Raw genomic sequence first — 24,717 nt, 5'->3', positions numbered from 1 at the left:
ATGAAACAGCTGTTTGACGAACTTTCATACTCGGTTAGCAAGATAACAACCCAGAAATATAGCACTAGTTTTTCCTTGGGAATCCTATCGCTGAAACCCTCGATTCGATCTGCAATATATGCAATATATGGATACGTGAGATTAGCCGATGAAATCGTGGATAGTTTTCATGGATATGATAAAGAGAAGCTTTTGAGCCGGTTAAAGGCAGAAACCTATGTGGCAATTCACGAGGGGATATCCCTTAATCCAATCCTTCAATCCTTTCAGGAAACGGTAAACCTGTTTAAAATAGACCTAATCCTAATTGAAAAGTTTCTGCATAGTATGGAAATGGATCTGCGGAAAATAGACTACAATTCAGAGCTATATGAAGAATATATTTTTGGTTCTGCGGAAGTAGTTGGGTTGATGTGCCTGCAAGTTTTTTCGGATGGCCACGCCGAAAAGTATAAAGAATTGGAACCTTATGCAATGAAATTAGGTTCCGCATTTCAAAAAGTTAATTTTTTAAGAGATTTGAGGGATGATTATCAGGTTTTGGGCAGGACCTATTTTCCAAATATTGATATGTGCATATTTGATAATTGCGTGAAATGTCAGATTGAAAAGGTAATAGAAGAAGAGTTTAAAATTGCTTTTGTCGGAATTAAGAAACTGCCCAGTTCCGCTAGGTTCGGGGTATATTTAGCTTATAGGTACTATTTGTCATTGTTCCAAAAAATAAAAAGAAGGTCCTCCAAAGAGATATTGAATAATAGGATTCGGGTTCCCAATGCTGAAAAGGCATATGTGGCATTCAAAAGTTATGTACGATATAAAACGGCTTTTTTATGATCAAGATTACTGGTTTGCTCATTTGTTCAATATTATATTTTAAGAGTTTTAACCCAATTGCTGTAGAAGAAGTGAGGTCTAATTATAGCATGTTGGTATCAAACCGGACATTGTGCGAAAGAATGATTGAAGAATTGATGGAGTCTAAAAACAAATCGGCTACTCATCTTGGATATTTAGGTGGATTGCAAACTATTTGGGCAAATCATGTTTTTAATCCGATTAGCAAACTCAAAACATTCAGAGAAGGAAAGAAAAACATCGAGCAAGCAATCAAAAAAGAACCTAATAATGTTGAATTAAGGTTTATCCGGCTTTCTGTTCAAAAAAATGCTCCCTTCTTTTTAGGGTACAACTCAAACATAAATGAGGATTTTGCATTTATTAAGGAAAACAGTCCCCAAATCAGGTCAGAGATTCTTCTTAAGATGATAGGTACACTTTTAAAGGATTAAGTTATGATAAATCGGCTATACAGAGAGCAACAATTGAACTGTGATATCGAAGAAGCCTGGCGTTTCTTCTCTTCCCCCAAGAACCTTTCCAAGATTACACCTAAAGATATGGGTTTTACAGTGCTGTCGGAATATACCGCTGAGGAGATTGCTGAGGGTACGATCATCGACTATATCGTTTCTCCGTTGCTGAAAATCCCGTTGAAGTGGAGGACAAGAATCACCCATATTGAACACAATAAATGCTTTATTGATTTACAGGAGAAAGGACCTTATAAGTACTGGAGGCATTTTCATGAATTCGTCCCCAATAAAGATGGGGTCTTGATGAAGGATACGGTAGATTACGAACTGCCTTTCGGTCTTGTTGGAGAGATTGCACATTTGCTGTTAGTGAAAAGGAAATTGAGGGAGATTTTCGATTTCCGGCGCGACACTTTAGAAAAACTCTTTAACCCAATTAATAACTGATATGGCCTTTTTAATCGTATTGATCACATTTACATTGATGGAAGGGGCAACCTGGATTATCCATAAATATGTCATGCACGGTTTCCTTTGGTTCTTGCACAGAGACCATCACGACCACAGCAGTGAGGGCGCTCTTGAAAAGAACGACTTCTTCTTTGTCCTATTTTCCATACCAACGGTAGCTTTGATGTATTTCGGGTCGGTAGAAAATTTCAACTATCTGTTTCATATCGGATTAGGTATTTTGCTGTACGGAATGGCTTATTTTTTTGTGCACGATATTTTTATCCATCAAAGGGTAAAATTTCTGTCCCAGACCCAAAACCCCTATTTTTTGGCAATCCGCAGGGCACACAAGCAACATCACAGGCATATCGGGAAAGAAGACGGTGAATGTTTTGGATTTCTTTTTGTTCCATTCAAATATTTTAAAATGTACTTTAACTCTGGAAAAAAATGATGGCTTATACCTATTCCGCAATATTGTTCTTTACGGTCATCATATGTTTCATTGCCTCATACGATAAACGAATTCACTTTAATCGTCATTTTGGCGTGTTTTTAAAATCTGCAATTATTGTTGCCATCCCTTTCATTGCTTGGGATATATGGTTTACGGCAAAAGGTGTTTGGTGGTTCAATACAGATTATACGCTCGGAATAGTATTGGCCGGGTTACCGATTGAGGAATGGCTGTTTTTTATATGTATTCCGTTTTCATGTATATTTACCTATTTCTGTTTTGAAAAGTTCTTCAGGTTGGAATGGCTATCGGGGTTTAATAACCTGATTGTTTTTATCAGTGTGATTGTCTGTTCGGTTATGGCATTGTTGCATTATGATAAAATATACACACTTATCACGGCTATCGCTACCCTAACAACCTTAATCTACCTACATTTTATTGTCCGGGCAGAATGGATCGGAAAAGCATCGCTTGTTTTTACAGTTTTAATGTTGGGTTTTCTTCCAGTAAACGGCGTGCTGACCGGGACGGGATTGGATTCGCCCATAGTGAACTACAACTCCCGGGACTTTCTGGGGGTACGCATATTAACGATACCAATTGAGGATGCCGTCTATGGATATACGCAATTTCTTTTGGTGCTTTATTTTTTCAAATTATTTAAAAAAAATATAATGGTCATAGAAAATAGGATTTTGGTAACCGCCTGTTCTGTGGTTCTATTTACATACCTAAATTCCTGTGCATCCATTCCCAAGGGAGCTGGAGGGGTAAAAAACTTTGAAATAGATCGTTACTTGGGAAATTGGTATGAAATTGCTCGTTTTGATTTCAGGTTTGAAAAGGATCTGGACAATGTATCCGCCCAATATAGCTTGAATGAAGATGGCCATGTTATGGTATTTAACAGCGGTTACAACTACAAGAAGGGAAAATGGGAAAAAGCCATAAGTTTAGCAAAATTTAGGGGGAATAAGGATATTGCTGAATTAAAAGTAAGTTTTTTCGGCCCCATTTATTCTGGATACAATGTCATTGCTTTGGACGAAAATTACCGATATGCGATGGTTGCCGGAAAAAATTTGAAATATTTATGGATTTTATCAAGGACAAAGGACATTCCCGATGAGATTAAAACAAGCTTTCTAAACAGTGCACAAAGGATTGGTTATGATACCTCTATACTGATCTGGCTAAAGCACGATAGGACCAATAATCCATTCCAAAAGGAGGAATAGCTTTTCTATTCCTGAAATTTCTTGAGTGTTAAGTCAATTTTTCAGAACAATGAAATTTGACCATTAATACATGTGTTCTAGGTGGGTAGATTCTTTCTAAAGATATTTGGGTAAAATGCTAAATAATAAATGCTTAGGAATAAGGAAAGCCGATAAAGTCTAGTGATTGTTTTAATCCTGGAGGTCAATATGTTTAGATCTGCAGGGTCCTCTATAAAATAAAGTCAAAAAACACAAATTACCCTCTTACTAAAACCTTTCAATCCCTAAATAAGTCTATCAAAAATTTAAATGTCAAATTTGCCCAAGAAACAGCTTGATCTCTATTTTCTATTGGAATATTGGAATTTAGTATTGATTTAAAACGATTCCAGTCCTGAGGACCTATATCTGAAATTTCGTTAAAATAATGGTTAGTTGAAACGAAATCTAGTTTATTAAGGATTTTAGCAATATATGGTCTTCCCAAGGACGATCCTTGCAGAACATAATGTATACTGAGTGCATGTAGGTCATTGTGGAGATTTTTGAAAATTTCCCTTTGCTTCATATTAGGTAAATCTAGGTTTAAGGCAACAAAATCCTGATTTATTTTTACTAATCCCTGGAAGAAAGGATAATCTTCTGAAAATTGCTGTACATATAAATTCGTAAACTGATGTATCTCTTTGTTAAATACATAGAACTTTGTCAGTAATCTAATATAGTCTTCTTCTGAAGCCATATTTCGGATATATTTGATCACCAATGCTTCGGAAATTTGATGTAATTCTTTAGTTTCTTGTTTTAAAAAATCAGAAATTTTCATAAAAAAAGATAATAATTCATGGCCCGTCTTTGTTCAGAGCAAGTTTAAATTTGATAATTAGTTAGGTGGAAACATCAGTTTTACACAAGTTCCCTTTCCAAGTTTACTTTTAATTGTGATATCAATCCCTAATTTATCAGCGATCCTTTTTACAATGGACATTCCAATTCCTGAACCTTCATAACCTGAAGAGTTAGACATGCGCTTAAACATTTCATAAATGGACTTAAGTTCTTCTTCTTCAATACCGATTCCATTGTCTGAAATGGTATAAATAATACCATTATCGGTAATAAAAGAGTCTACAGTGACAACAGATGATTCAACTTTTGACGAATATTTTATTGCATTACCAATTATGTTCAAAAATAGCTGATAGAGCAAAGTTTTCTCACCAAGGACAGGGAGTAAATTATTGACGGTCACCTGCACATTGTTGGAGCCGAATCTATTTTTGCTCATATTGATAATTTCAGGCACAAAGTTTTCAGGCTCAACCATTTCTTTTTCAAAATTAAACGAGTTTGCTTTTGAGAATTGATGGATTTTATCAAGCATATTCATAATGATGTGGACAGAATCCAGAATATTTGAGGTCATTTTCTTTAAGAGTTTAGGATTGACATCCTGTCGATATTGAAGAAATTCAGTAGAAACTTTAATTGCAGAAAGAGGATTCTTTAAATCATGGCTAATGGTATATGCGTAGGTGTCCAAAGCATTGTTCATTTCAATCAACTGGGTATTCAATGAGTCAATTTCAGCGGCTTTATTTAACATTGAATCTCTGAGGATTTCTCTGATTCGTGTGATAAAATGTAGGTGTTTGGAATTCCATTTCCTGGATGTTCCATTTACTTGTTCACACCAAAGATTAAAGGAGGTTCGTGGAGAAGGTTTGAAAATTCCCGCAACTTTATCTTCTTCGTAAAATTTTTCTGGTTTTCCTGCCCAATCTTTATTTAAGGGGATTTCTTTTCTAAACCAAATTATAAAAAAATTCTTTTTATTGTCAATACTCGCAAAAGTTAATCCTGCAATTGATTTTCCAAAGGCTTCATATATATTGTTTTGAGACGATAACGCGTGAGTGGTAAATATGTGATTTTTGGACAATTCTGATAGTTTGGGTATTTGTGATCTCAGCGTTTCCTTCTCTGGATGTAAACCATCCAAGAAAATAGAGTCTTTAAATCCAATGGCGATTCCATCAGCCTCTAACATTTGAATAAGGGTTTTTGAGAAATCCTTTAATTCAAGAAAAATATTGCTTTTTAATAATACCTTTTCCTTAAGTTGAAGTTCAAGTTCCTGAACCTCTTTAAGATAATTGATTATTTCATTATCTTCCAATTGTTGAAATTTATTTGCTGCAAAATTTGTTGCCAGTAAAGAGAAATTTCGAATACTTAGATCCACATGTTTTGGTGATTCATTTTGGCAACAAACCAGCCCCCAGAGTTCGCCTTTGATCATTATGGAAAAACTTATGCTGGATCGAAACCCTGCGTTTTTTAAATATTGTAAATGAATAGGCGATAACCTTCTAATGGACACATCTTGAAGGTTTATTTCTTTTCCTTCAAGTGAACTGATGATTGAACCTTCATCATGTGTGTCGACAACAAATCTGCAATGTTTTGTTCTATAAAGTTCTCGAGCTTGTTTTGGAATATCAAATTCAGGATAATTCAAACCTAAATAAGAATTTAGTTCAGGCTTCTTTAAAGTTTCAGCAATAACAACCCCACTTCTATCTTCATTGAATTGGTAGACCATGACCCTATCTACCTCTAAATTTTCTGAAAGTACCTCCGATAAATTATTCCAAATGTCCCCTTCGACCATTTGAAGTTCTAACAATTTATTGTTGATAAAATTGTTTTTGTTATAATTTTGAATGGTAGAGTACTCAAATTCTAAACTTATTGTACTCAAGCAATTAGAAATGCTTAAATAAAATGAACTATCTTCAACCTGAATTAATTTTGTATACCTCTTGTAATCAGGACAATTACCTAATTCTTTAATGCTATTTGATATAAATTCCTTTTCTGCAATATTTCCAATAAATGAATCAGATAATGCTTGACCGATAAGCTTTTTAGAGGATGTTTTTGGTAAATACTTTTGAATATTGTCACTAACTGCTTCAATAATTGAGGACTGACTAACAAAAATCACAAATCCTATATCTTGAACTTTGCCTAGAAATTGGATTCTTTCATCCTCACAATTTATCTTTTCCATTTATGTTCACCTGTTTGTGTACCAAAACTCTATATAACGACTTTAGAAAATCAGTTGCAAGCAAAGTAAGAAGAATAATTTTAAAAAGTGATTAAAAATATCCGTTAGTAACATTATTCCAATGACAAATTATCCATTCGACATTTATGCCATTGTTTTATTGAAATTCAATAGTTTTTAAATAGTGGGATAGAACAGTAAGTTCATAGTTCCTGTTTTTTCACCTTATAATTTAAGTTTGTAACTCAGTTAAGGGTTTTAACGTAATAAGTACTTTGCACTTTCGATATCAAATCTAATAAATGCAAAGAGATTAAATTTCAAGGATTAACCTCAACTATGAAAAGAAAGGAATTATTTGACTCAATTATAATTTTAAATAAAGATGCTCCTAAAATTGTTATTGACCTGGGTTATTAAAAAAGTACATTGTTATGGTGGTAGAATTAGTGTATAATCTTTGAAAAATAATTACATCAAAAAGGCGAAAGGTTTTTGTTATTATTTTAATAAGTAAAATTGATGGGCAACTGATCCAGGTAAGTGATAAAAAAAATAAATTCCAGAAAGGATTTTTTTGCTAACTTTATGGTGAATTAGATTTTTAATTCACCTTCTTCACCAATATCTTCGTTACTTCCTGTAAGGGCATTTTTCAACATGGCAAATAAATTTACAATCTTATTGGACCCGGATTCCCAATAGTGAGCTTCACTTGGTGTAACCTTAATTAATTTAATATTGGGATCGTCCTTCCCTTTTTCAAACCAACTTTCCATCATCTTATTCCAATATCTATCAATTCTAACTTGGTCTCTGCTTAGTATTGCAGTTCCATTAATGCTTAAAAATCTATAGTTTTTAGGATCGGCATAAAAGATGGAAATTTTGTCATCGATTTCTAAATTTTTGTGAGTTTCACTTTCTGAAGAACAGATATACCATATATTTCCTGCTTCATCCACTTCTTGTCTGCTCATAGGTACACCATGAGGATAGGGAGAAAGTGGAGTGAAAGTGCAAATTGTACCGATGTCAATTTGATCAACAATGGATTTTAATTTGATTTGTGCTTCTTGGTCTCTAATAAATTTCTCTGCCATAATTTAATCTTTTTATTTAAACACTAAATAGTCGACAATTGTTTAGTTAAAATTATCAGAACATTTATTTGTTTTTTTTGTTCAACAAATGAAAGCATTCTCCATATTTTTTTAATAAAATGGATCATTGAAAACCATAAAATTTACTCTATGAAAGAAGAAAAGAAACCTTTTATATCTCATATTGACAATCATGTTGTTGATAATATGAACAAGGTAATGACAACAAATGATGGAGTTCCTGTGTATGATAACAATAATACGCTAAAAGTTGGTGACCGGGGACCATCCTTACAACAAGATCATATATTCTTTGATAAGTTAATGCATTTTGATAGGGAGAGAATTCCCGAACGTGTTGTCCACGCCAGAGGTTCAGGAGCGCATGGAGTCTTTGAGGCTACTGCGGATATTTCTGAATATACATCAGCTGACTTCCTTAAGAAAGGCACAAGTACCCCGGTTTTTGCTCGTTTTTCCACTGTTGCTGGATTTAAGGGATCAACGGACCTTGCCAGAGATGTACGTGGTTTTTCAGTTAAATTTTATACTAAGGAAGGAAATTATGATTTCGTAGGCAACAATATTCCAGTTTTTTTTATTCAGGATGCAATGAATTTCCCGGATGTTATCCATGCTGTTAAGCCTGAACCAAACAATGAAATTCCCCAAGCTGCCTCAGCACATGATACATTTTGGGATTTTATATCCTTAATGCCTGAGGCTGCTCATATGTCCCTTTGGGTGATGTCTGATCGTGCAATTCCCAGGAGTCTTAGGATGATGGAGGGTTTTGGAGTTCATACCTTTAAATTCATAAATGCTGAGGGAAAATCAACATTTGTTAAATTCCATTGGAAACCCAGACTGGGAGTACATTCCGTTGCGTGGAATGAAGCGCAAAAAATTTCAGGATTTGATGCCGACTTCCATAGAAGGGACCTTTGGGAAGCTATCGAAAATGGTGAATATCCTCAATGGGATCTTGGAGTTCAATTGATACCGGAGGAAGATGAAATGAAATTTTCATTTGATATTTTAGATCCAACCAAAATTATTCCTGAAGAACTTGTTCCAGTAATGATTATCGGAACGATGACGCTGAATCGTAATCCGGAGAATTTCTTTGCAGAAACAGAACAAGCTGCATTTGATCCAGGAAGGGTAGTTCCGGGAATTGATTTTTCTGATGATCCACTACTCCAAGGAAGGATTTTTTCCTACATGGACACACAAAATTATAGGCTTGGCGGTCCAAATTTTCATGAATTACCGATCAATAAACCCATCGATGGCAAGTTCAACAATCAAAAAGATGGGTTTGCAAGAATGGATATCTTGAAAGGAAACACCAGTTATTTTCCAAATAGCCAAGGAAATGGCTGTCCTTACCAAGCTATGCTGAAAGGAGAAACGGGGTACCAAACGGGGAAACAACAGGTTGACGGGAAAAAAGTGAGAGCAAGGTCGAGTTCATTTGCAGATCACTTTACCCAAGCTAGATTATTTTTTAATTCTTTAAGCCCTGAAGAGCAAAGTCATGTTATCAATGCTTTTAGTTTTGAGTTGTCAAAAGTAAATAATGTAGACATCAGAAAACGTGAATTGGCAATATTAAATCAAGTTGACAAAGCTTTGGCAGAAGCTATAGGAAAAAATTTGGGCTTGACACCAATGAAATCTCTGGATCCCCTTACTCTACAATTTGCACAGCAGAATCATCCAAATTATCCTATTGAGCCCAATGAACCTGAGATCGAAAAATCTGAATTCTTGAGTATGAAAGTTAAAGGTGAAGAGGGAAATATTCGAAGCCGAAAAATTGCCTTTCTGGTGGATGACGGTGTAAGTAAATCCTCAGTTGATAAAATGAAAAAAGTTCTTGAGAAAGAAGGTGCTTTGGCTGTGCTGATTTCTTCGCATGTTGGAAATTTAAAATATAAAGAAGGAGGTGAAGAACTGGTTCAGCATAGTTATTTGACTGATGTATCGGTTTGTTTTGACGGATTTTATACCCCTGATGGCGATTCTCCATCCAAATTAGCCAAAAATCCAGATTATCTTCAATTTATTAATGAAGGTTTTCGACATTGCAAAGCCCTTGCATTTGCCAAAGGAGCGGAACAATTAGCAACAAAATCTTTTATAGAAAAAGATCAGGGGGTAATATTTGAGTCAGATTCTAATTGGATAGATGATTTTGTTAATACACTTAAAAAGCACAGAGTATGGGAGAGAGAAAGCTTCAGAAAAGTTCCTTCATAATTTAAAATGTAGATTTAGTTAATAAACTTTATTCTATAAGTTGGGCAAAACTTATAGGGTAAAGTTTATTGAAAATAATATGACATGGAGCGAAGATTAGTTTTAAATTCTTGATGTTCAACTTATCAGATATCAGATTGCCTGGATGATCAGCTGCAAATATAAGCATATAAAAGGTCCTGGTTTACCTAGCATGAGGCTAAAGAGGAATATTAAGCAGCCCATGATTTCTTATGTCCATTAAGATCATTTTTTACTAAAATAAAAGTAAAGTACGGCTTGGAAAATCTCGCTCATATAAAAAAGGAAAAGAAAAGTTGGCCCAAGATATATTAGGAGTTTTTTAAGATTATTTTTTTAGCAGAATCAGAGCATATAAGAAGAGAACTACTCATCATTATTATATCTTTTAAAACTAGACGTCCTGCTCCTGATAAATAAGGGAAACCATGATTTGGAGTGGGGAAATCCCCTCCGAGGTTGGGAACATATACTTCTGGCGTTGTGATTAGAAATGTAAGTGTAACCAATGACATCCCAAAGGTCATAAGTCCTCCAACAAGTCCAATTTTTGGCAACCATATACCAAAAAGTGTAAGAGTTCCTATACTGACAATAATTGATCCTAATACGTAAGAAAAAATGTAAGTATTGTTTGTTCTATGCCAACTTATATTTTTATATACGGTTTTACCTTCCGGGTTTCTATATTGTTGATATTCAGGTGAATTTTTGCTGTAAAAAAAACTCATGAATGGACTGTTAGCAACAAATGGGACAATCCCATCTGCCTCATACTGGAATGCCTTTAGTCCACCAATCCAAACCATTACAATGAAGATAGAAACACGAAGGCAGTGAGTAAAAAATGTGTTGGAATTCGAGAATAATTTAAGAATTTTTTTCATGAGCAATTAACTTTTAGCAAAAGTATTTACTAATATTCTGGTTCACCATGTAAACTTCGGTTAATTACATGGATTATTTTGCCACAATGGATATCCCTGTCTTTTCTCGGAAATATTTGGGTGATACTCCTACCTCTTTCTTGAAGAATCTACTGAAATAAAATTCATCCTTAAACCCTAAATCGAAGGCGATTTCTTTAATTGAGGCAAAAGTTAGGTGAAGTTTCTTTTTGGCTTCCAAAATTATTCTTTCTTTAATAAGCTTTGATGGAGGTTTATAAAAAACAGCTTTCACCTTTTTGTTAAAGGCTGAGGATGATAAGCAGAACTTCTGAGCATAATAAGCTACAGGTTTGTACTGAATAAAGTTTTCTTCCAACATTTTTTTAAAATTATAAGCAACATTCGGTGTTTCTTTTTTTAGCATACCTTCATGTGTTTTATGCTTTTCCTTACTACATAAGGCTAGTATTAATTGTAGGTAGCTTCTTGAAATAGAAATATCATTTTTTAGGATAGAGTTGGAATAGGATCTTAATTTGTTAAGATTGTAGATGATGTCTTGATATAATGATTTATCAATTGGAAAGAAAGGCTTTTCGTATATATTATTAAATAAAACTCCATTACAAGAAACCTCTTCATTATGATATTCTATACAATAAAAATCGCTGTGAAACTTAATTATGGTAATATCCTCACCTTCAGCGGAGTGACATTTTAAAAGTTGGAAAGGTGATAAGAAAAGAATGTTTAAACCATTTAATTGATAGTCAGTAAAATCGATTGTTAATTTTGCTTTTTTATTTATTAGGATGATAAGATAATATGGATCATTAAAAGTAAATGGAATGGAATGAGAGGGTATGTTATCAATTATGATCAAATTGTTCAAATGATTTGAAGTTTTATTAATTTGTATTAATAATGTAATATACCAATTATCTATCTGTTTTTTATACAATTTTTGGTACCTACTCTAAAATTTATTATCAAGTTTTCAAAATGAAATCTATATGTATGTTAGGTAAAATAACTTTAAAATTTTTACTAAAATTCTGAAAATATTAGTATAAGGGGTTATTTTCTTTAAAGCTTGTTTTATTCAGATGAAGTTGCTTTTTTGTTAAAAACACCTATTATTTAGTGGGGCACAAACGAGATTTTTATTGTAAAAAAACAATAATGGAAAGTAAAGTTGCATTGTCTGCTTGAATAAATAATCCCCGACTTTACGACAATGCCGGGGATTTGGATATTATCCCAATGAATCATTAATTGCTGCGAGTAATCCATTATTTTGTTGTAACAATTAGACTTAAAAATTGTTCTGATAATTTTTGTTTTTATTTTAAGATGGATTATGGAAAAAACATTTTCAAAAACCATGAGATATTTTAACAGTTTGATATTCTAGTTAAGAAGTTTCATTAAACAAATTATGTTGGAGAATAATAGCTTGAATTGAATATGATTTATTTTAGTTTTATTGTCCCAATCATTTTATATTTATCTTTAAAAGTTTGATAAAACTTGAATAAGGATATGGGAGTAAATATAATATAAATAAAGCGCCGGTTTGTGGTATATCTACTTAGAGAACTAAAAACGTCAAATTTGGACTGATTTAGGGTACAGTAGTTTATACCAAGTGGTATAATAACGCGATATGCTGTATGGGCTAATTTTTAAACAGCATATCGCTTTTGATTTTCTTAGTCGGGAAAAATTAAATAATTAGTTGATTTTAAGGATCTTTATGCTTAACGACACAAATATACTCAATTAAAAATAAAAATTGTGTTTTTTGGGGAATTTTAATTCTTAAATGCTGTTTCTGATTATTTAATCATATCAAATATTTATTCGGAGATTAATAGAGGTTTTATAAGTTAAATTGTTTTCTTTATTATAAGTGAATGGGCAGGTTTTGATTTCACTTTAATTAATAAATGCTTTTGGATGTTATGAACTTTAAAATGTTTGAAGATCAAAATCAAGTTTTAAAAAAATTATGTTTAAACTCTGATTATAATACCATTTGTATTCTTGTAGGATTGTGAATTAAATTTTAAGACCTGTTCATGGGAAACTAATTTTTTTGTTTGTCGATAAGAAAATACCCAATCTTGGGTATTTTGCTATTTTAAATTGAGTTATATTTTTGTGATGATCAAATATTCTATTCTTTAGAATAGGATATTTTTTATTTACCTAAATATGAAGTATTATCAAAAGTTTATTATCAAATTAAATATCAATTTAAGGTTTATCAAAGAATACTTGTGGATTGCTGGTCATGAGGTGGATGCTAGTAATAGGATTGTACGTTTGTTTTTTTACGGTTTTGTTTCATTTACTTTTTTTTCAATAATGACTATGGTTTTCCTATTAATGAGTTAATTTTATCGTTATAATAAGCCTTAAAAGCGGTTAATGAGGCTTAAAGCCAGCGCATAAAAAAGACCTTTAAATAATTTATTTCACATTTTATTCCTTGAGGGTTAATAATGGAATCAATTTTCTCAAAGAGATCACTATCTCCAATATACTTGCTTATAATTTGTAGATGGAGGATTATTAATCTTTGCAGTTCCCGGAACTATTTTATTGTCTATTGTATACTTATTTACCAAGAAAGTTTATCGATTGCAAGCTAACTTCTATTAATATTTATTATTATCAAACGTTTCAATATCAACTAAATATATTGTGAATCTATTTATATTGATTGAAAATTTATCTCAACTTAAAAACTGAAATCTTAATTCATTTCCAAGTTTAGGGTTTGTCATTATTATAATTATTATCTTTTAATTGAATCAATTTTTTATTCTTTCAGGTAAAATTATGCATCTTAAACAAACGTTTGCGTTAATTTGCGCAAACGTTTTCGTTTAATTTTCATTTGATTCATAACCCATTTATTGGATATCTTGGTGTAACCTAAGTGTATAAGCACTGACCAAATACCAATTTTATCAATTATGAATAACAAGATTAAACTCTCTTATTTAATAATTTTCTTCTTGCTTGGCGCAAGCCTGCCAGGTATGTCTTCGACCTATTCATTATATCGTTTTGCATTTCAGCAGGAACTAATAGATACTACTGAATTATCTGAAAAAGAGGTGTCCGATTTTAACAGACAAAGGTCAATTGTTGGAGTCTCAGATAGCATCAATGTTATAGAACTCAAAAAAGCACCATTTACTAGCCTTGCCGATATTGTAAAAGGAAACCTTTCAGGTGTAAATGTTCAACAGCCTTCAGGAGAACCTGGCAGTTATCAGAACTTGGTTTTCCGTGGAATAAAAAACAAAATGTTTAGCAATGTTGATTTAAATGCAAATCGCATGGCTGTTTTTGTTAATGGGATCCCGATTACCCAAGACCATAGTTTCGCTTATGAAATCCAAAAATATGATATCAATCGTATTGGCCCAGGAACGGACTTGTTAAATACGATAGATATTAGATCCATTGAGTCCATTGAGTTGATTAAAGATCCATTAAAGTTGGCTGAAATTGGTCCATTAGCTGCTAATGGTGCAATTTGGATTACGACTACTGGAGGAAAAAGTGGTTTTAGAGAAATATCTATCGATGCCTATACTGGAATTAATAGTATTCAATCCATTACTCCAATTAATGCCCAATATGAAAACCTATTCCGTCAACCTTTTTACAGTTTATATGGTAACACTGACCTGAGACAGAAGTATCCAGGGTACTTGGCCGATTCAACGAATCTCAATTACTATGGTCCATCCAACTGGAAAGATGGTTATTATAAAGTAGCCTTGCTACATAATGTAAATATGGGGCTAAGAGGAGGAACCGATCGGGCGAACTTTGGATTTTATGGAGCTTATACTGGGGACGCGAACTCATCTGATGAGACCGGTTTACAAAGGTATAACGCTCTATTTAATATCAATATGCTGCCATTCAAATGGTTCAAAATTTCAGCAAATATTAATGCAATAAGAACTGAACGAGATAGAAACAAGAATATTAGAGATCGTTATGCTGAAATGGCTTATCTACCTGATCTTTCAACACCGATTTCTCCAAGTAATAACTTATACAGTCAGTTTGCTAATCATTACGATGCTGCGGTTGATGATAATGTCACAAATACCGTAAGAGGTGGATTAGATCTTCAATTTGATATTTTAAAAGATCTTCAATTCAACTCTAATTTTTCAATTGATTATTCAGAAGGAATCAGAGATGTATTCTACCCTTCGGAATTGATGGAAACGATCAATTTTGTCTCCAACTATTTTGGTTATTCTCAGAGGTATATTTTCTCCAATGAATTATTTTATAAAAAGCAAGTGAATGAAGATCATTTGTTTAGTGCAAAAGGAGGGATAAAATATCAGGATGATCTATACAGATATAACTATGCGAGAGCCTACGATGGTCCCAATGACTTCATCAAGATCAATGTTGTAAGTGGAGATTCCCAGAGAGAAGATTATTTGAAGCCAATTGGAGGGATTCAGGTTTATAGAATTAACAACAGGGAGATTTATAGAATGTTCTCTGTTTTTGGAAAATTTGGTTACCAATATAAGGACTTCGTAAATATTGATGGATTAATCAGATGGGATGCCTCGTCTAATGCGCAGCCAAATTCTCGTTGGTTGTTTACACCTTCCTTGAGGGCCAATTGGAATGTAAAAAATCAATTAGAATTGGAGAATCAATTTTCAGTTCGTGCAAGCTTTGCTAAGATTGGAATTCCAGAATGGAACTCACGATATGCAATGGGTCCACAATATTCAGTTCAAATGGGCTGGAAGAATGAACCATCATTGGTTTCCTATTTTGGTCAAGCTGGATTTTCAAGACCTTACCAAACAGGTTGGATCGGATATAATTTAGATTGGGCTTATACTAATCAAGCAGATTTAACTTTAGAAAACGGATTTTTAAATGATAGAATCCAAACTAATCTTTCCCTTTATTATCAAGAAAACAAGAATCAATTAATGTTGGTGCCAGTACCACAGGAATATGGCTACCAAGGGATTTATAAAAATGGGATGGATGTAAGAAATACTGGGGTTGACATTTCAGTTTCTGCACAGGTTATGCCAAAAGAATCTGATTTTCAATGGAGACCAAGTATTAATCTAAACTTTAATAAAAACGAGCTTACCGCATTACCAGGGGGATTAAAAGAACTAGAAGTTGGTGACAGGTTATTGCGGGTAGGTGAGGCAGTTGATAAGTTCTGGTTGTTAAATAACGAAGGAATCTATGACAATAATTCTCAAATTCCAACAGGAGAGAATGGTAAGAAACTGAATTACCAAGGCGTAGAGCTTCAAGCTGGTGATCCAAAGTGGAAAGATTTAAATGGAGATAATGTCATCAATAAATCGGATAGATCATTGATGGGAAATAGTTCTCCAAAATTATACGGAGGATTTACCAACAATTTCAAATACAAAAACTTTGACCTAACAGTTCAGGCGTACTTCGCATTAGGTCAAAAAGCCCTAAATCAACGTGCATCGAATCGATATGATTTTATCAATACCGAATCGAGTAGAGACATCAACGCTGTTAAAGAAATTTTCCATTGGCAACAGGATGTTGATATTTCTAAATACCCATTGTATAATGTTTGGAGCAGCGTAGTTCCTTACAGATTGAATCAGGATTTATTTTTAGAAGATGCATCCTTCTTGAAGATCAGGACAGTTTCGTTGGGATATGATTTCTCCAACACAGAATTTCTGAAAAACAATGTCAAGACATTACGAAGAGCATATTTATATGTCATGGGGAACAACTTATTGACTGTGACAAAATTCTCAGGCTCAGATCCGGAGTTGATCAATTTCAATGGGATATATCACGGATCGGGGCTTGCGTTAGCACCAACCTATACACTTGGATTAAAACTAGATTTTTAACTAAAAAAACCATAAATAATGATGATTAAAATTAAAAGAAATGCGATAGTATATCTCTTGCTTTCCTTTTTCATTATTTGCAATACCTCTTGCGAGAAACAATTAGATGAATTTAGCGGATCAAATGCCGGAGAGGAACTTCAGTGGGATAAAATATCCGATACAAGGTCGGCCTTAATGGGATCCTATGGTCTTCTGCGTGCTGCTTTATTTGAAAACAATGCACATTGGGTTTATGGAGAATTGCGCTCTGGGGATTTGATTTCCTACACCCGTAGTGATCTAAAAGCGATGAACAATCAAGAACTAAATGCATCGTATCCATTGATTCAAGATTTGACAAACTGGAGGAATTTTTATGCAGTTATCAACTCGGCTTCCTTATTTATTGAAAGAGCACCTGAGGTTCTAGAAAAGGATTCACGATATACACCTTTAAATTTAAGGTTGGATATTGCCCAAGCGAGAGTAATTCGTGCCTTTGCTTATTTCTATATGTGCAGAGTTTGGGGAGATGTGCCATTGATTACCAAGTCACATGATGACGAAAGTTTCATTGAAAGACCAAGAACAGATTATCGTTCGGTATTGGCTTATGCTGAGAATGAACTTCTGACTGCAGTTAAAGACCTACCTTATTTATATGGAGTAAGTCCACAATCCTATTACGAGCAGAATAGTGGCGCCTGGAGAAAAGTCTTATTCAATAAATTAACGGCTTATTCGCTTTTAGCTCACATTGCAGCATGGCAAGGAAATTATATCAATGTAGATGTATACACTCAATTTATCCTTGATCACTACAATGAAATAGGAATCACCTATTTGGCTTCGATTTCTAATTTGAGTGGAACTGCCGGAATATTTTCAAACAATTATGGAGCAGGACAATTGTTGTCAATCAGTTCAGCGTTCAGTAATGGAGAGGCTTCAGCTTCAGGGCATATTGAAGAATTAACCTTAGCAAATCCTTTGGTTTCTAAACAATATCCGGACCTATATGTTCCTAAGGATTCTATCGTGAACATATTTAAGGATCCTAATGATACCCGATTTGGTATTGATACGATCTCAGGACTTACGAGAACCAACTATTTTACCAATTACTCTGGAGAAACACCAATCTTCAGTAAAATCAAGATCATTCGCGATGGTTCTTCAAATGGAAACTATGCCATTTTTGGATCGAACCTTATTTTCACGAGGATGGAAGAAATCACGCTACTTCGTGCTGAGGCATTAACTGTTTTAGGAAATGAAGATCAGGCTATTACCTTATTAAATAGAGTTAAAACACAACGGAATGTTCGGAATTATTCTACCATATCACCGACACCGTTAATCATTGAAATTTTTAATGAGCGTAGAAGAGAGTTAATGGGCGAAGGTTGGAGATGGTATGATCAAGTTCGATTAAACAAAATTCTAAAAGTAAATCCAAAGATTTCAGAAATGATAGATAAAGGGGGGATTTATTGGCCATTGTCTGATGATGTCCTTAGCAAGAACGGTCTGTTGACCCAAAACGATTATTGGAAATAAAAAATTGGCAAACCATGAAATTACTTAAATTATCGACACTTAATATAATAGCACTTGCAGTTTTCTGTTTAGCATCCTGCAAGAAGGGGAATGACTATTATTACAATTATAATGATGAAGCCTCAGTTTATGATGGAACAATTCTAAAGTATTTAGAGAGTAAACCAGAAACATACGATTCTCTATTACTGGTTTTGGATAGATTTCCTTCAATTCGTCAGGCTCTAGATTCAGATGAAACATTTACCTTGTTTGCTCCGACGAATCGCAGCTTCGAAATTGCTGTAGATGCCTTAAACACAACCAGGGCCTTGACCAATAAACAACCTTTATATCTTGAAGATGTACCTGGCAATGATTTGGACTCATTGGTAAGTAGATACATTTTCGAATCCGAATTAGACATTGATGAGCTTAAGCCATTTATTGACGGTTTAAATATTGATAGCTATAAGTATGGATATCGGATGCACGCTCAGTATAATGTATTAAGTGCATCAGGATTGATAAATGGAGGGCAGCAACAGATTATTTTCTCCGATGTGAATAATTCGATCTTTCAAAGATACTGGCAAAACATCAATACCAGTGCAGTTAATATAAAAACAAAGAATGGAGTTATCCATGTTTTAGCATCTGGTCATGATTTTGGCTTTAATAAATTCACCTCAAAATTCTCGCAATAGCATAACCTAAAATTATGAAAGTTTTATATACCTATCGGCAACTTCTAGTGTTTGCAATGGCAATATTATGCTTATACCCATCATGTACTTCGAATCTTCCTGAAGATTTAGATGCGTTGGGTGATGATGTGAACTACAGCCAAACCTTATTTGAACCTACATTAGGCCGAAATACTGAATATCAAAATCCTGTAGTTACTGGAAATTCATCCACACTACCTTTGACATTCAAAATTGTTAATCCGCGGACTGTTACTGGTCAACCAGCAACGGAGCTTACAGATAAGTTTGCGGTTAAGACTTGGAAGTCCATCTATACAGGAGAGGAAAAGTCATTAGAAGAAATTGAAAAGAAAAGAACGACTGAATACCGACCTATGTTGGAAATTCAAGAAAAGTCGGGTAATATATTTTTCTGGGATTCGGGGAATTCAGGGTTTGTAAAAACTCAACCAGACTCAGGTTATATTTTCGATGTTGAGATTTCAAACTCAGGAGGTCGTCGTTTTGCAAGAAACCTAAAATTAAAACCTATGAAGGAACGTCCGTATGAGCCTTCAATTTATAGTCAAATAACGGGGATAGCTACAAATTCATCAACCTATCCTTATCGCTTAGAAAACTTAGAAGGGGAAAGGACCGGAAACTTTATCTTCTTTACTGATGTTAAAGTGTTTTTCCATAAAAACCTTGATAATAAGAATCCTGGTAGCAGTTTAACCTTCAGCATGTTGGATTCACTGAACAAGGTTATCGATATAAAGAAGTTTGATAAAACAGATTGGAATAACCTGGTTCATGGTTTTAATCCAACCTTCAAAAATGGTAAGGTTACTTATGATGTTGCTTATCCTATTCCTTTAGTAAATCTAAGGACCAGATATACAGATATTTCAGGCACCTCTGCGGTTTCAAACTTTGTGTTTGACCGGAAAGGAAGAAGTGGTTTGGTTGAGCGCAATATCGTTGGCTTACAATATTCGATTTATGAGCCTGGGCATTGGGAAATTCAGGTTCGGTTTACCGGAGAGACACCTCAATTTGAAGATGATAAATAACCTATAAAATAAAAATCATGCGAAACCAATATAGCATTTTATGCATAACCTTAATTTTCATCCTTCAGGGATTGGTGGCAATTGGTCAAGTTGCCATAACAGGAACTGTAAAGGATGGATCTAATAATCCTATCAATGGGGCGACATTAACTTTATTATCCACCGGGAAACATTTGACCTCGACCAATAGTTCTGGGGGCTTCTCAATCAATGTTCCTTCCGGATCGATAATCGCAGTAAAAAGCATCGGTCATGAAACCAGCAGATTTACTGTTCAATCAGGCAAGACTGTTTATAATGTTGTGCTTGAAGAAGTGAATAATGCCATTGAAGAAACGGTCGTAGTAGGTTATCAAGCACGTGATAAGAAAACATTGACAGGGTCTGCAATTGTCATTACTGCAGATGATATCAAAGATATACCGGCAGCAAACTTTACTGACTTATTGCAAGGAAAAGTTGCCGGATTAAATATTCAGTTAAATAATGGTACCCCCGGAATGCGTGGAAATATTGCATTACGTGGTATTTCAAATATTAATATCCAAGGTTCAGGGGATCAGGCATTCTTAACTCCTACATCACCTTTATTCGTTATTGATGGGGTTCCATTGGATGAGAACAATAATTTCGAATATGGATTTCAAACCGCAGGTCCTGGTATTAGTCCGCTTTCATTGATTCCTGTTGAAGATATTGAATCTGTTACTACTTTAAAAGATGCCCAGGCAACTGCATTATATGGTTCAAGAGGAGCATATGGAGTAATTTTAGTAACAACAAAAAGAGGTAGTTCTAAGATTCCTATTATAAGTTATACTTCCAATTTCTTCGTAAATACGCCCCCTTCGCTTCGCCAAGTAATTGGAGGGGTTGAAGAAAGAAGGACTCGTATTCAGCAGATTATGAGATATGATACTACTTATGCAAGTGCATTAAGATTGATCAATGATTCACCAATGCTTGCCGATTCGTTGAACGCATATTACAATAATAGCACTGATTGGCAATCTTATTTTTACAGATCGACTTTCAACCAAACTCATAATTTCAATATTTCCGGTGGTGATCAACAATTTAACTACAAGATTTCGCCAAGTTATTATAATGAAAAAGGTATTGTAGAGAATACAGGATTTACAAGATATTCCTTAATGATGAATATGCAATATATGCCAAGTACTCGGTTCAAGATGAGTGGATATATGAATGGTTCATTAGGAAAAAATAGTACAGGTAGTGGAAATGCTTTTGGACAATCGGGGGTAGCTAACTCGGCTAATACATCTTCTTTATTACCTCCACCATCTCTGTTCTCAGGTAGTATTGGTGCATTAACCGCCTTGGAAATGATCAATGAGAATAAAACTGGAAATATCAATAGCCAGGTTGAACTCCAATGGGAACCCATTCAGGGAATTCGGGGGACAAGTACCTTTAGTTATAATTATGTTGCCGCAACGCAGGATAGATTTTTACCTGAAGCCTTAAATGCCAATTCCAATGAGATCTATTCCTATAATGATCGCCAAAACACATTATATAATCGGAACATGGTTTCCTATACAAAAACCTTAAATGGTGCTCATACCATTTCTGCATATGCATTTAATGAATTGCAGATTAAACATTATAGAGCAGATGTGATGCAATTGACAGGTACTCCAAGTGATCAGATTACCTCTGGTCTAGGATATAAGCCATCTGCTGCTTTGGGTGGTACATTGGACAACCTTTCCGAGGTTAGGACTTTAGGATATGCGGGAAATGCTTCCTATAATTTTATGTCTAAATATATTTTGGAATTGACTTATAGGTTGGATGGATCAAGCACTACTGGGACTTCTAATCCTTGGGCGCATTTGCCTTCGGTTGGATTACGTTGGAACCTGAAAAACGAAAAATTCTTGGAGAATATTTCATGGTTAGATTATTTGAATTTACGTGGAACTTGGGGTAAAAATATCGTTCCTACAGGAAATATCTTTGATGTTTACGGAAGATATGTTGCTAACCCAACAACTTATAACAATCAAACTTCAGTGAGTTTGAACATGAACTTTATTCCTAATATTTCTCTTGAACCATCTGTAACTACGCAGTTAAATGGAGCTATTGAAATCGGTTTGTTCAATAACTTACTATCATTTACTTATGAGAATTATTATAGACAAACTGATCAGATTCTTCGTGAAAAGGAAATCTCAAATATCAATGCTTTCGGAAATGTAAAAACGAATGAAACATCTTTAGTGAATATGGGTCATGAATTTATGGTCGGTATTCGTCCTAAGTTCAGCAATTCGGATTGGTCATTGAACATTAATTTGAATGGGGCATTGAATAGGGATTATGCTGCGGCATTGCCTGATGATGTGAGGCAGTTATTGATTGAAGATAATACAATTTACAAGCAGTCAATTCTTTATAGGCTTGGTATTAACTCTTTATCAAATGTGTTACTACATTATAACGGAGTCTATAAGACAGATGCAGATGTGCCAATTAATCCAAATACAGGTCTACGCTACAGAATGGGAGGAGTATTTTCAGAAGAGAAGTTCTTCCGTGCTGGGGATCCAATTTGGACAGACTTAAATGGCGACTATATTTTAGATGAAAAGGATTATGTAATTGTAGGTAACTCTCAACCAGTTTTTACGGGTGGTGTGAATGTTTTCCTTCAATATAAAAACTGGGCATTAAACACGCAATGGTATGCGACAATTAAGCGTGATATCATGAATAATGCTTTAGCGGACCGATTTAAAAACTACTCAAACCCAGTAGGACAAGGAGCATTAGTTCCATTGTCCGAGTTAAATTATTGGACGCCAGATCATGTTGATGCTTACTATCCGAATCCATTTGATTTTAGAAGATTTGGTTTCTATGATCCATTCCGTTATGACCAGACCTTATTTCAAGAGGATGGTTCTTATTTAAAGTTCCAAACAGCTACGCTGTCATATAACTTCGATAGAGACTATGTTCGCAGATTATTGGGTATTACATCAGCTAGATTATTCTTAACAGCAAATAATATTTACACATTCAGTAAATACTCTGGTCCGGATCCAGAATTAGTTTCTGCCTTAGGAAGAGACTCTTCGCAAGGATATCCAAATCGCAGAAGTTACACTTTTGGTATTAACGTTCAATTTTAAACCAACTATTATGAAAAAAATATTTATATCAATCTGTTGTTGCGCCATTCTAATGGTTAGTTCTTGTGGGAAGGATTTTTTAAATGTTACCCCAATCGATGATTTATCGGGGAATAATTATTGGAAAACTGAACGTGACGCAGAGCAATTTTTAATTGGAATTTATTCCACATTTCGGGATGCAACCATGGGGAGAATTTTCTTTCCAGCAACAGGAGATTTAAGGTGTGCTCCCATCAATAGAACATCTGCTACCAGTGGTGAAGGTAGAGATTATTTAACGTATTTGAAATTCAATCTTTTGAATGCTACACTAGGTCCACGATTCGAATATTTTGGATTTGATGGTATTACAAAGTGGAATACATTCTATAAAATGGTTCAGCTATCAAATATCGTAATCTACGAAATGGATCAGTTGGAGCCGGGGATATTATCAGAAGCAAAGAAAAAGCAGTTCCAAGCAGAAGCCTCTTTTTTACGCAATCTAGCTTATTTCTTCATGGTTAGACTTTATGGAGATATCCCTTATTATACCGAAGCTTATCATAGCCAGGCAATTGGAAGAACGGATATGGTTGAAGTTCTACAAAAGTGTATTGAGGACATGAAACTACATTATAAAGATCTTCCATGGACCTATGAAGATCCATCATTAATAGGAAATCGCACGATGAGAGGTTCTGCAATTGCTTTGATGATGCACATGAATATGTGGATTGCTGGATTTACCGATGCGGATAAGAATCCATACTACCGTGATGTTGAGGCTTTAGGGAAAGAAATCATGGAAGAAAATGGTGGAGCATATGAATTACTTCCATTAGAAAGAACCAAAGAAATATTTAAAGGAAGAACCAAAGAAGGTTTGTTTGAAATAACTCAAAATCTAAACTACGGGGAAACCTTCCACCTTTCGGCACCTTTTTCAGATTATGTTTTGCGCTTTCCGAATAAAGTTACAACCAGATCTTATATCTATTATGACACAAAATTCATGGAAGAACTTTATCCAATGAGCGCGAAGGATAGCCGTAAGGATATCTGGTTTGATGAGAATATTTACAATACAACAGGGTTAATGCAGATGCTTAAGTTTTCCAATATTTTCATGGAGGAAGGAGAGGATTATAACCCAGATGATAATCAAGTTGTTTTTCGCTATGCAGATGCAATTTTGTTACGTGCTGAGGCATTGGCAGAATTAGGATTAGATGGCCAAGCTCGTCAAATGGTTAATATCATTAGAGATAGAGCGAAAGCAGATCCAGCGATAAGTGAGGCTGGTGATGAATTGAAGGATTTTATTTGGTGGGAAAGAACAAGAGAGTTAATGGGTGAGGGACATTTCTTTTATGACTTAGTGAGGACAAAAAAAGTTATTAATTCTAAGTATACCTCATCTCCAATTAATGTAGAAGCATTCAACAAAGGAGCTTGGACTTGGCCAATTGATAGAAGTGCCTTAAAAAACAACCCTTACATGACCTTGAACACCTATTGGAACTAATTATAACTGAGAATATT

Annotated in this window: 17 protein-coding genes and 1 pseudogene; 13 read left to right on the top strand and 5 right to left on the bottom strand. The window is 34.3% G+C overall.

Annotation, left to right across the window (positions count from 1 at the left end; all coding sequences use genetic code 11):
• From ACF3OC_RS19075 to ACF3OC_RS19050, 6 genes and pseudogenes are all read left to right on the top strand, one after another.
• The gene (locus ACF3OC_RS19075) at positions 1-837 is read left to right on the top strand and encodes a phytoene/squalene synthase family protein (RefSeq protein WP_392470519.1); all 837 of its coding nucleotides are present in this window, start codon (positions 1-3) and stop codon (positions 835-837) included.
• Positions 834-1,292, top strand: coding sequence for a hypothetical protein (locus ACF3OC_RS19070; protein ID WP_392470517.1), 459 nt, complete (start codon positions 834-836; stop codon positions 1,290-1,292). Before ACF3OC_RS19075 ends, ACF3OC_RS19070 begins: the two co-directional genes overlap by 4 nt.
• Positions 1,293-1,295: 3 nt before the next feature.
• Positions 1,296-1,763: a hypothetical protein gene (locus tag ACF3OC_RS19065; RefSeq protein ID WP_392470514.1), complete on the top strand. Its 468-nt coding sequence runs from the start codon at positions 1,296-1,298 to the stop codon at positions 1,761-1,763.
• Between the two features lies 1 nt (position 1,764).
• Positions 1,765-2,223: a beta-carotene hydroxylase gene (locus ACF3OC_RS19060; RefSeq protein ID WP_392470513.1), complete on the top strand. Its 459-nt coding sequence runs from the start codon at positions 1,765-1,767 to the stop codon at positions 2,221-2,223.
• Positions 2,220-2,879: pseudogene (locus ACF3OC_RS19055) on the top strand (lycopene cyclase domain-containing protein); the annotation flags it as partial. The gene ACF3OC_RS19060 and the pseudogene ACF3OC_RS19055, both read left to right, overlap by 4 nt.
• Positions 2,880-2,903: 24 nt before the next feature.
• The gene (locus ACF3OC_RS19050; RefSeq protein WP_392471626.1) at positions 2,904-3,467 is read left to right on the top strand and encodes a lipocalin family protein; all 564 of its coding nucleotides are present in this window, start codon (positions 2,904-2,906) and stop codon (positions 3,465-3,467) included.
• A gap of 259 nt (positions 3,468-3,726) precedes the next feature.
• On the opposite strand, the gene ACF3OC_RS19045 is transcribed toward ACF3OC_RS19050, so the two are convergent.
• From ACF3OC_RS19045 to ACF3OC_RS19035, 3 genes are all read right to left on the bottom strand, one after another.
• Positions 3,727-4,275 (bottom strand): biliverdin-producing heme oxygenase, encoded by a 549-nt coding sequence (locus ACF3OC_RS19045; RefSeq protein ID WP_392470511.1) that lies wholly within the window; start codon positions 4,273-4,275, stop codon positions 3,727-3,729.
• Between the two features lie 57 nt (positions 4,276-4,332).
• Positions 4,333-6,525 carry an ATP-binding protein gene (locus tag ACF3OC_RS19040; protein ID WP_392470509.1) on the bottom strand — a complete coding sequence of 731 codons (2,193 nt, stop codon included), beginning with the start codon at positions 6,523-6,525 and terminating at the stop codon, positions 4,333-4,335.
• A 596-nt stretch (positions 6,526-7,121) separates the two neighbouring features.
• Positions 7,122-7,628 carry a pyridoxamine 5'-phosphate oxidase family protein gene (locus tag ACF3OC_RS19035; protein ID WP_094258707.1) on the bottom strand — a complete coding sequence of 169 codons (507 nt, stop codon included), beginning with the start codon at positions 7,626-7,628 and terminating at the stop codon, positions 7,122-7,124.
• Positions 7,629-7,778: 150 nt separating this feature from the next.
• Here ACF3OC_RS19035 and ACF3OC_RS19030 point away from each other — a divergent pair, with 150 nt between their 5' ends.
• Positions 7,779-9,893 carry a catalase gene (locus tag ACF3OC_RS19030; protein ID WP_392470507.1) on the top strand — a complete coding sequence of 705 codons (2,115 nt, stop codon included), beginning with the start codon at positions 7,779-7,781 and terminating at the stop codon, positions 9,891-9,893.
• 332 nt (positions 9,894-10,225) lie between these two features.
• On the opposite strand, the gene ACF3OC_RS19025 is transcribed toward ACF3OC_RS19030, so the two are convergent.
• Positions 10,226-10,801, bottom strand: coding sequence for a DUF417 family protein (locus ACF3OC_RS19025; RefSeq protein ID WP_094281925.1), 576 nt, complete (start codon positions 10,799-10,801; stop codon positions 10,226-10,228).
• A 73-nt stretch (positions 10,802-10,874) separates the two neighbouring features.
• Positions 10,875-11,765 (bottom strand): helix-turn-helix domain-containing protein, encoded by an 891-nt coding sequence (locus ACF3OC_RS19020; RefSeq protein WP_218823990.1) that lies wholly within the window; start codon positions 11,763-11,765, stop codon positions 10,875-10,877.
• Positions 11,766-13,788: 2,023 nt separating this feature from the next.
• On the opposite strand from ACF3OC_RS19020, the gene ACF3OC_RS19015 reads away from it, so the two are divergent.
• From ACF3OC_RS19015 to ACF3OC_RS18990, 6 genes are read left to right on the top strand one after another with little or no spacing between them, the layout of a single operon-like run.
• On the top strand, positions 13,789-16,737 hold the full coding sequence (locus ACF3OC_RS19015; RefSeq protein WP_392470506.1) for a SusC/RagA family TonB-linked outer membrane protein: 2,949 nt from the start codon (positions 13,789-13,791) through the stop codon (positions 16,735-16,737).
• A gap of 18 nt (positions 16,738-16,755) precedes the next feature.
• Positions 16,756-18,279: a RagB/SusD family nutrient uptake outer membrane protein gene (locus tag ACF3OC_RS19010; protein WP_392470504.1), complete on the top strand. Its 1,524-nt coding sequence runs from the start codon at positions 16,756-16,758 to the stop codon at positions 18,277-18,279.
• Between the two features lie 14 nt (positions 18,280-18,293).
• Positions 18,294-18,965, top strand: a complete 672-nt coding sequence (locus tag ACF3OC_RS19005) for a fasciclin domain-containing protein (protein WP_094258714.1) — start codon at positions 18,294-18,296, stop codon at positions 18,963-18,965.
• Positions 18,966-18,979: 14 nt separating this feature from the next.
• Positions 18,980-20,023: a DUF5007 domain-containing protein gene (locus ACF3OC_RS19000; RefSeq protein ID WP_094258715.1), complete on the top strand. Its 1,044-nt coding sequence runs from the start codon at positions 18,980-18,982 to the stop codon at positions 20,021-20,023.
• Between the two features lie 17 nt (positions 20,024-20,040).
• Positions 20,041-23,190, top strand: coding sequence for a SusC/RagA family TonB-linked outer membrane protein (locus ACF3OC_RS18995; RefSeq protein WP_392470503.1), 3,150 nt, complete (start codon positions 20,041-20,043; stop codon positions 23,188-23,190).
• Positions 23,191-23,200: 10 nt separating this feature from the next.
• The gene (locus ACF3OC_RS18990) at positions 23,201-24,700 is read left to right on the top strand and encodes a RagB/SusD family nutrient uptake outer membrane protein (protein WP_229678261.1); all 1,500 of its coding nucleotides are present in this window, start codon (positions 23,201-23,203) and stop codon (positions 24,698-24,700) included.
• Positions 24,701-24,717 lie beyond the last annotated feature (17 nt).

The sequence above is a fragment of the Sphingobacterium cellulitidis genome, assembly GCF_043187465.1.
Classification (GTDB): Bacteria; Bacteroidota; Bacteroidia; order Sphingobacteriales; family Sphingobacteriaceae; genus Sphingobacterium; species Sphingobacterium cellulitidis.
Note: the sequence above shows the minus strand (reverse complement) of the source record. Positions and strands in the feature narration are given on the sequence as shown.

Bases quoted from the DNA above. Each gene is read 5' to 3' on its own strand.
- ACF3OC_RS19040 (WP_392470509.1), bottom strand. From the start codon at position 6,525: ATGGAAAAGATAAATTGTGAGGATGAAAGAATCCAATTTCTAGGCAAA.
- ACF3OC_RS19010 (WP_392470504.1), top strand. From the start codon at position 16,756: ATGATGATTAAAATTAAAAGAAATGCGATAGTATATCTCTTGCTTTCC.
- ACF3OC_RS19030 (WP_392470507.1), top strand. From the start codon at position 7,779: ATGAAAGAAGAAAAGAAACCTTTTATATCTCATATTGACAATCATGTT.
- ACF3OC_RS19000 (WP_094258715.1), top strand. From the start codon at position 18,980: ATGAAAGTTTTATATACCTATCGGCAACTTCTAGTGTTTGCAATGGCA.
- ACF3OC_RS19065 (WP_392470514.1), top strand. From the start codon at position 1,296: ATGATAAATCGGCTATACAGAGAGCAACAATTGAACTGTGATATCGAA.
- ACF3OC_RS18995 (WP_392470503.1), top strand. From the start codon at position 20,041: ATGCGAAACCAATATAGCATTTTATGCATAACCTTAATTTTCATCCTT.
- ACF3OC_RS19060 (WP_392470513.1), top strand. From the start codon at position 1,765: ATGGCCTTTTTAATCGTATTGATCACATTTACATTGATGGAAGGGGCA.
- ACF3OC_RS19025 (WP_094281925.1), bottom strand. From the start codon at position 10,801: ATGAAAAAAATTCTTAAATTATTCTCGAATTCCAACACATTTTTTACT.
- ACF3OC_RS19005 (WP_094258714.1), top strand. From the start codon at position 18,294: ATGAAATTACTTAAATTATCGACACTTAATATAATAGCACTTGCAGTT.
- ACF3OC_RS19070 (WP_392470517.1), top strand. From the start codon at position 834: ATGATCAAGATTACTGGTTTGCTCATTTGTTCAATATTATATTTTAAG.
- ACF3OC_RS18990 (WP_229678261.1), top strand. From the start codon at position 23,201: ATGAAAAAAATATTTATATCAATCTGTTGTTGCGCCATTCTAATGGTT.
- ACF3OC_RS19045 (WP_392470511.1), bottom strand. From the start codon at position 4,275: ATGAAAATTTCTGATTTTTTAAAACAAGAAACTAAAGAATTACATCAA.
- ACF3OC_RS19050 (WP_392471626.1), top strand. From the start codon at position 2,904: ATGGTCATAGAAAATAGGATTTTGGTAACCGCCTGTTCTGTGGTTCTA.
- ACF3OC_RS19015 (WP_392470506.1), top strand. From the start codon at position 13,789: ATGAATAACAAGATTAAACTCTCTTATTTAATAATTTTCTTCTTGCTT.
- ACF3OC_RS19075 (WP_392470519.1), top strand. From the start codon at position 1: ATGAAACAGCTGTTTGACGAACTTTCATACTCGGTTAGCAAGATAACA.
- ACF3OC_RS19035 (WP_094258707.1), bottom strand. From the start codon at position 7,628: ATGGCAGAGAAATTTATTAGAGACCAAGAAGCACAAATCAAATTAAAA.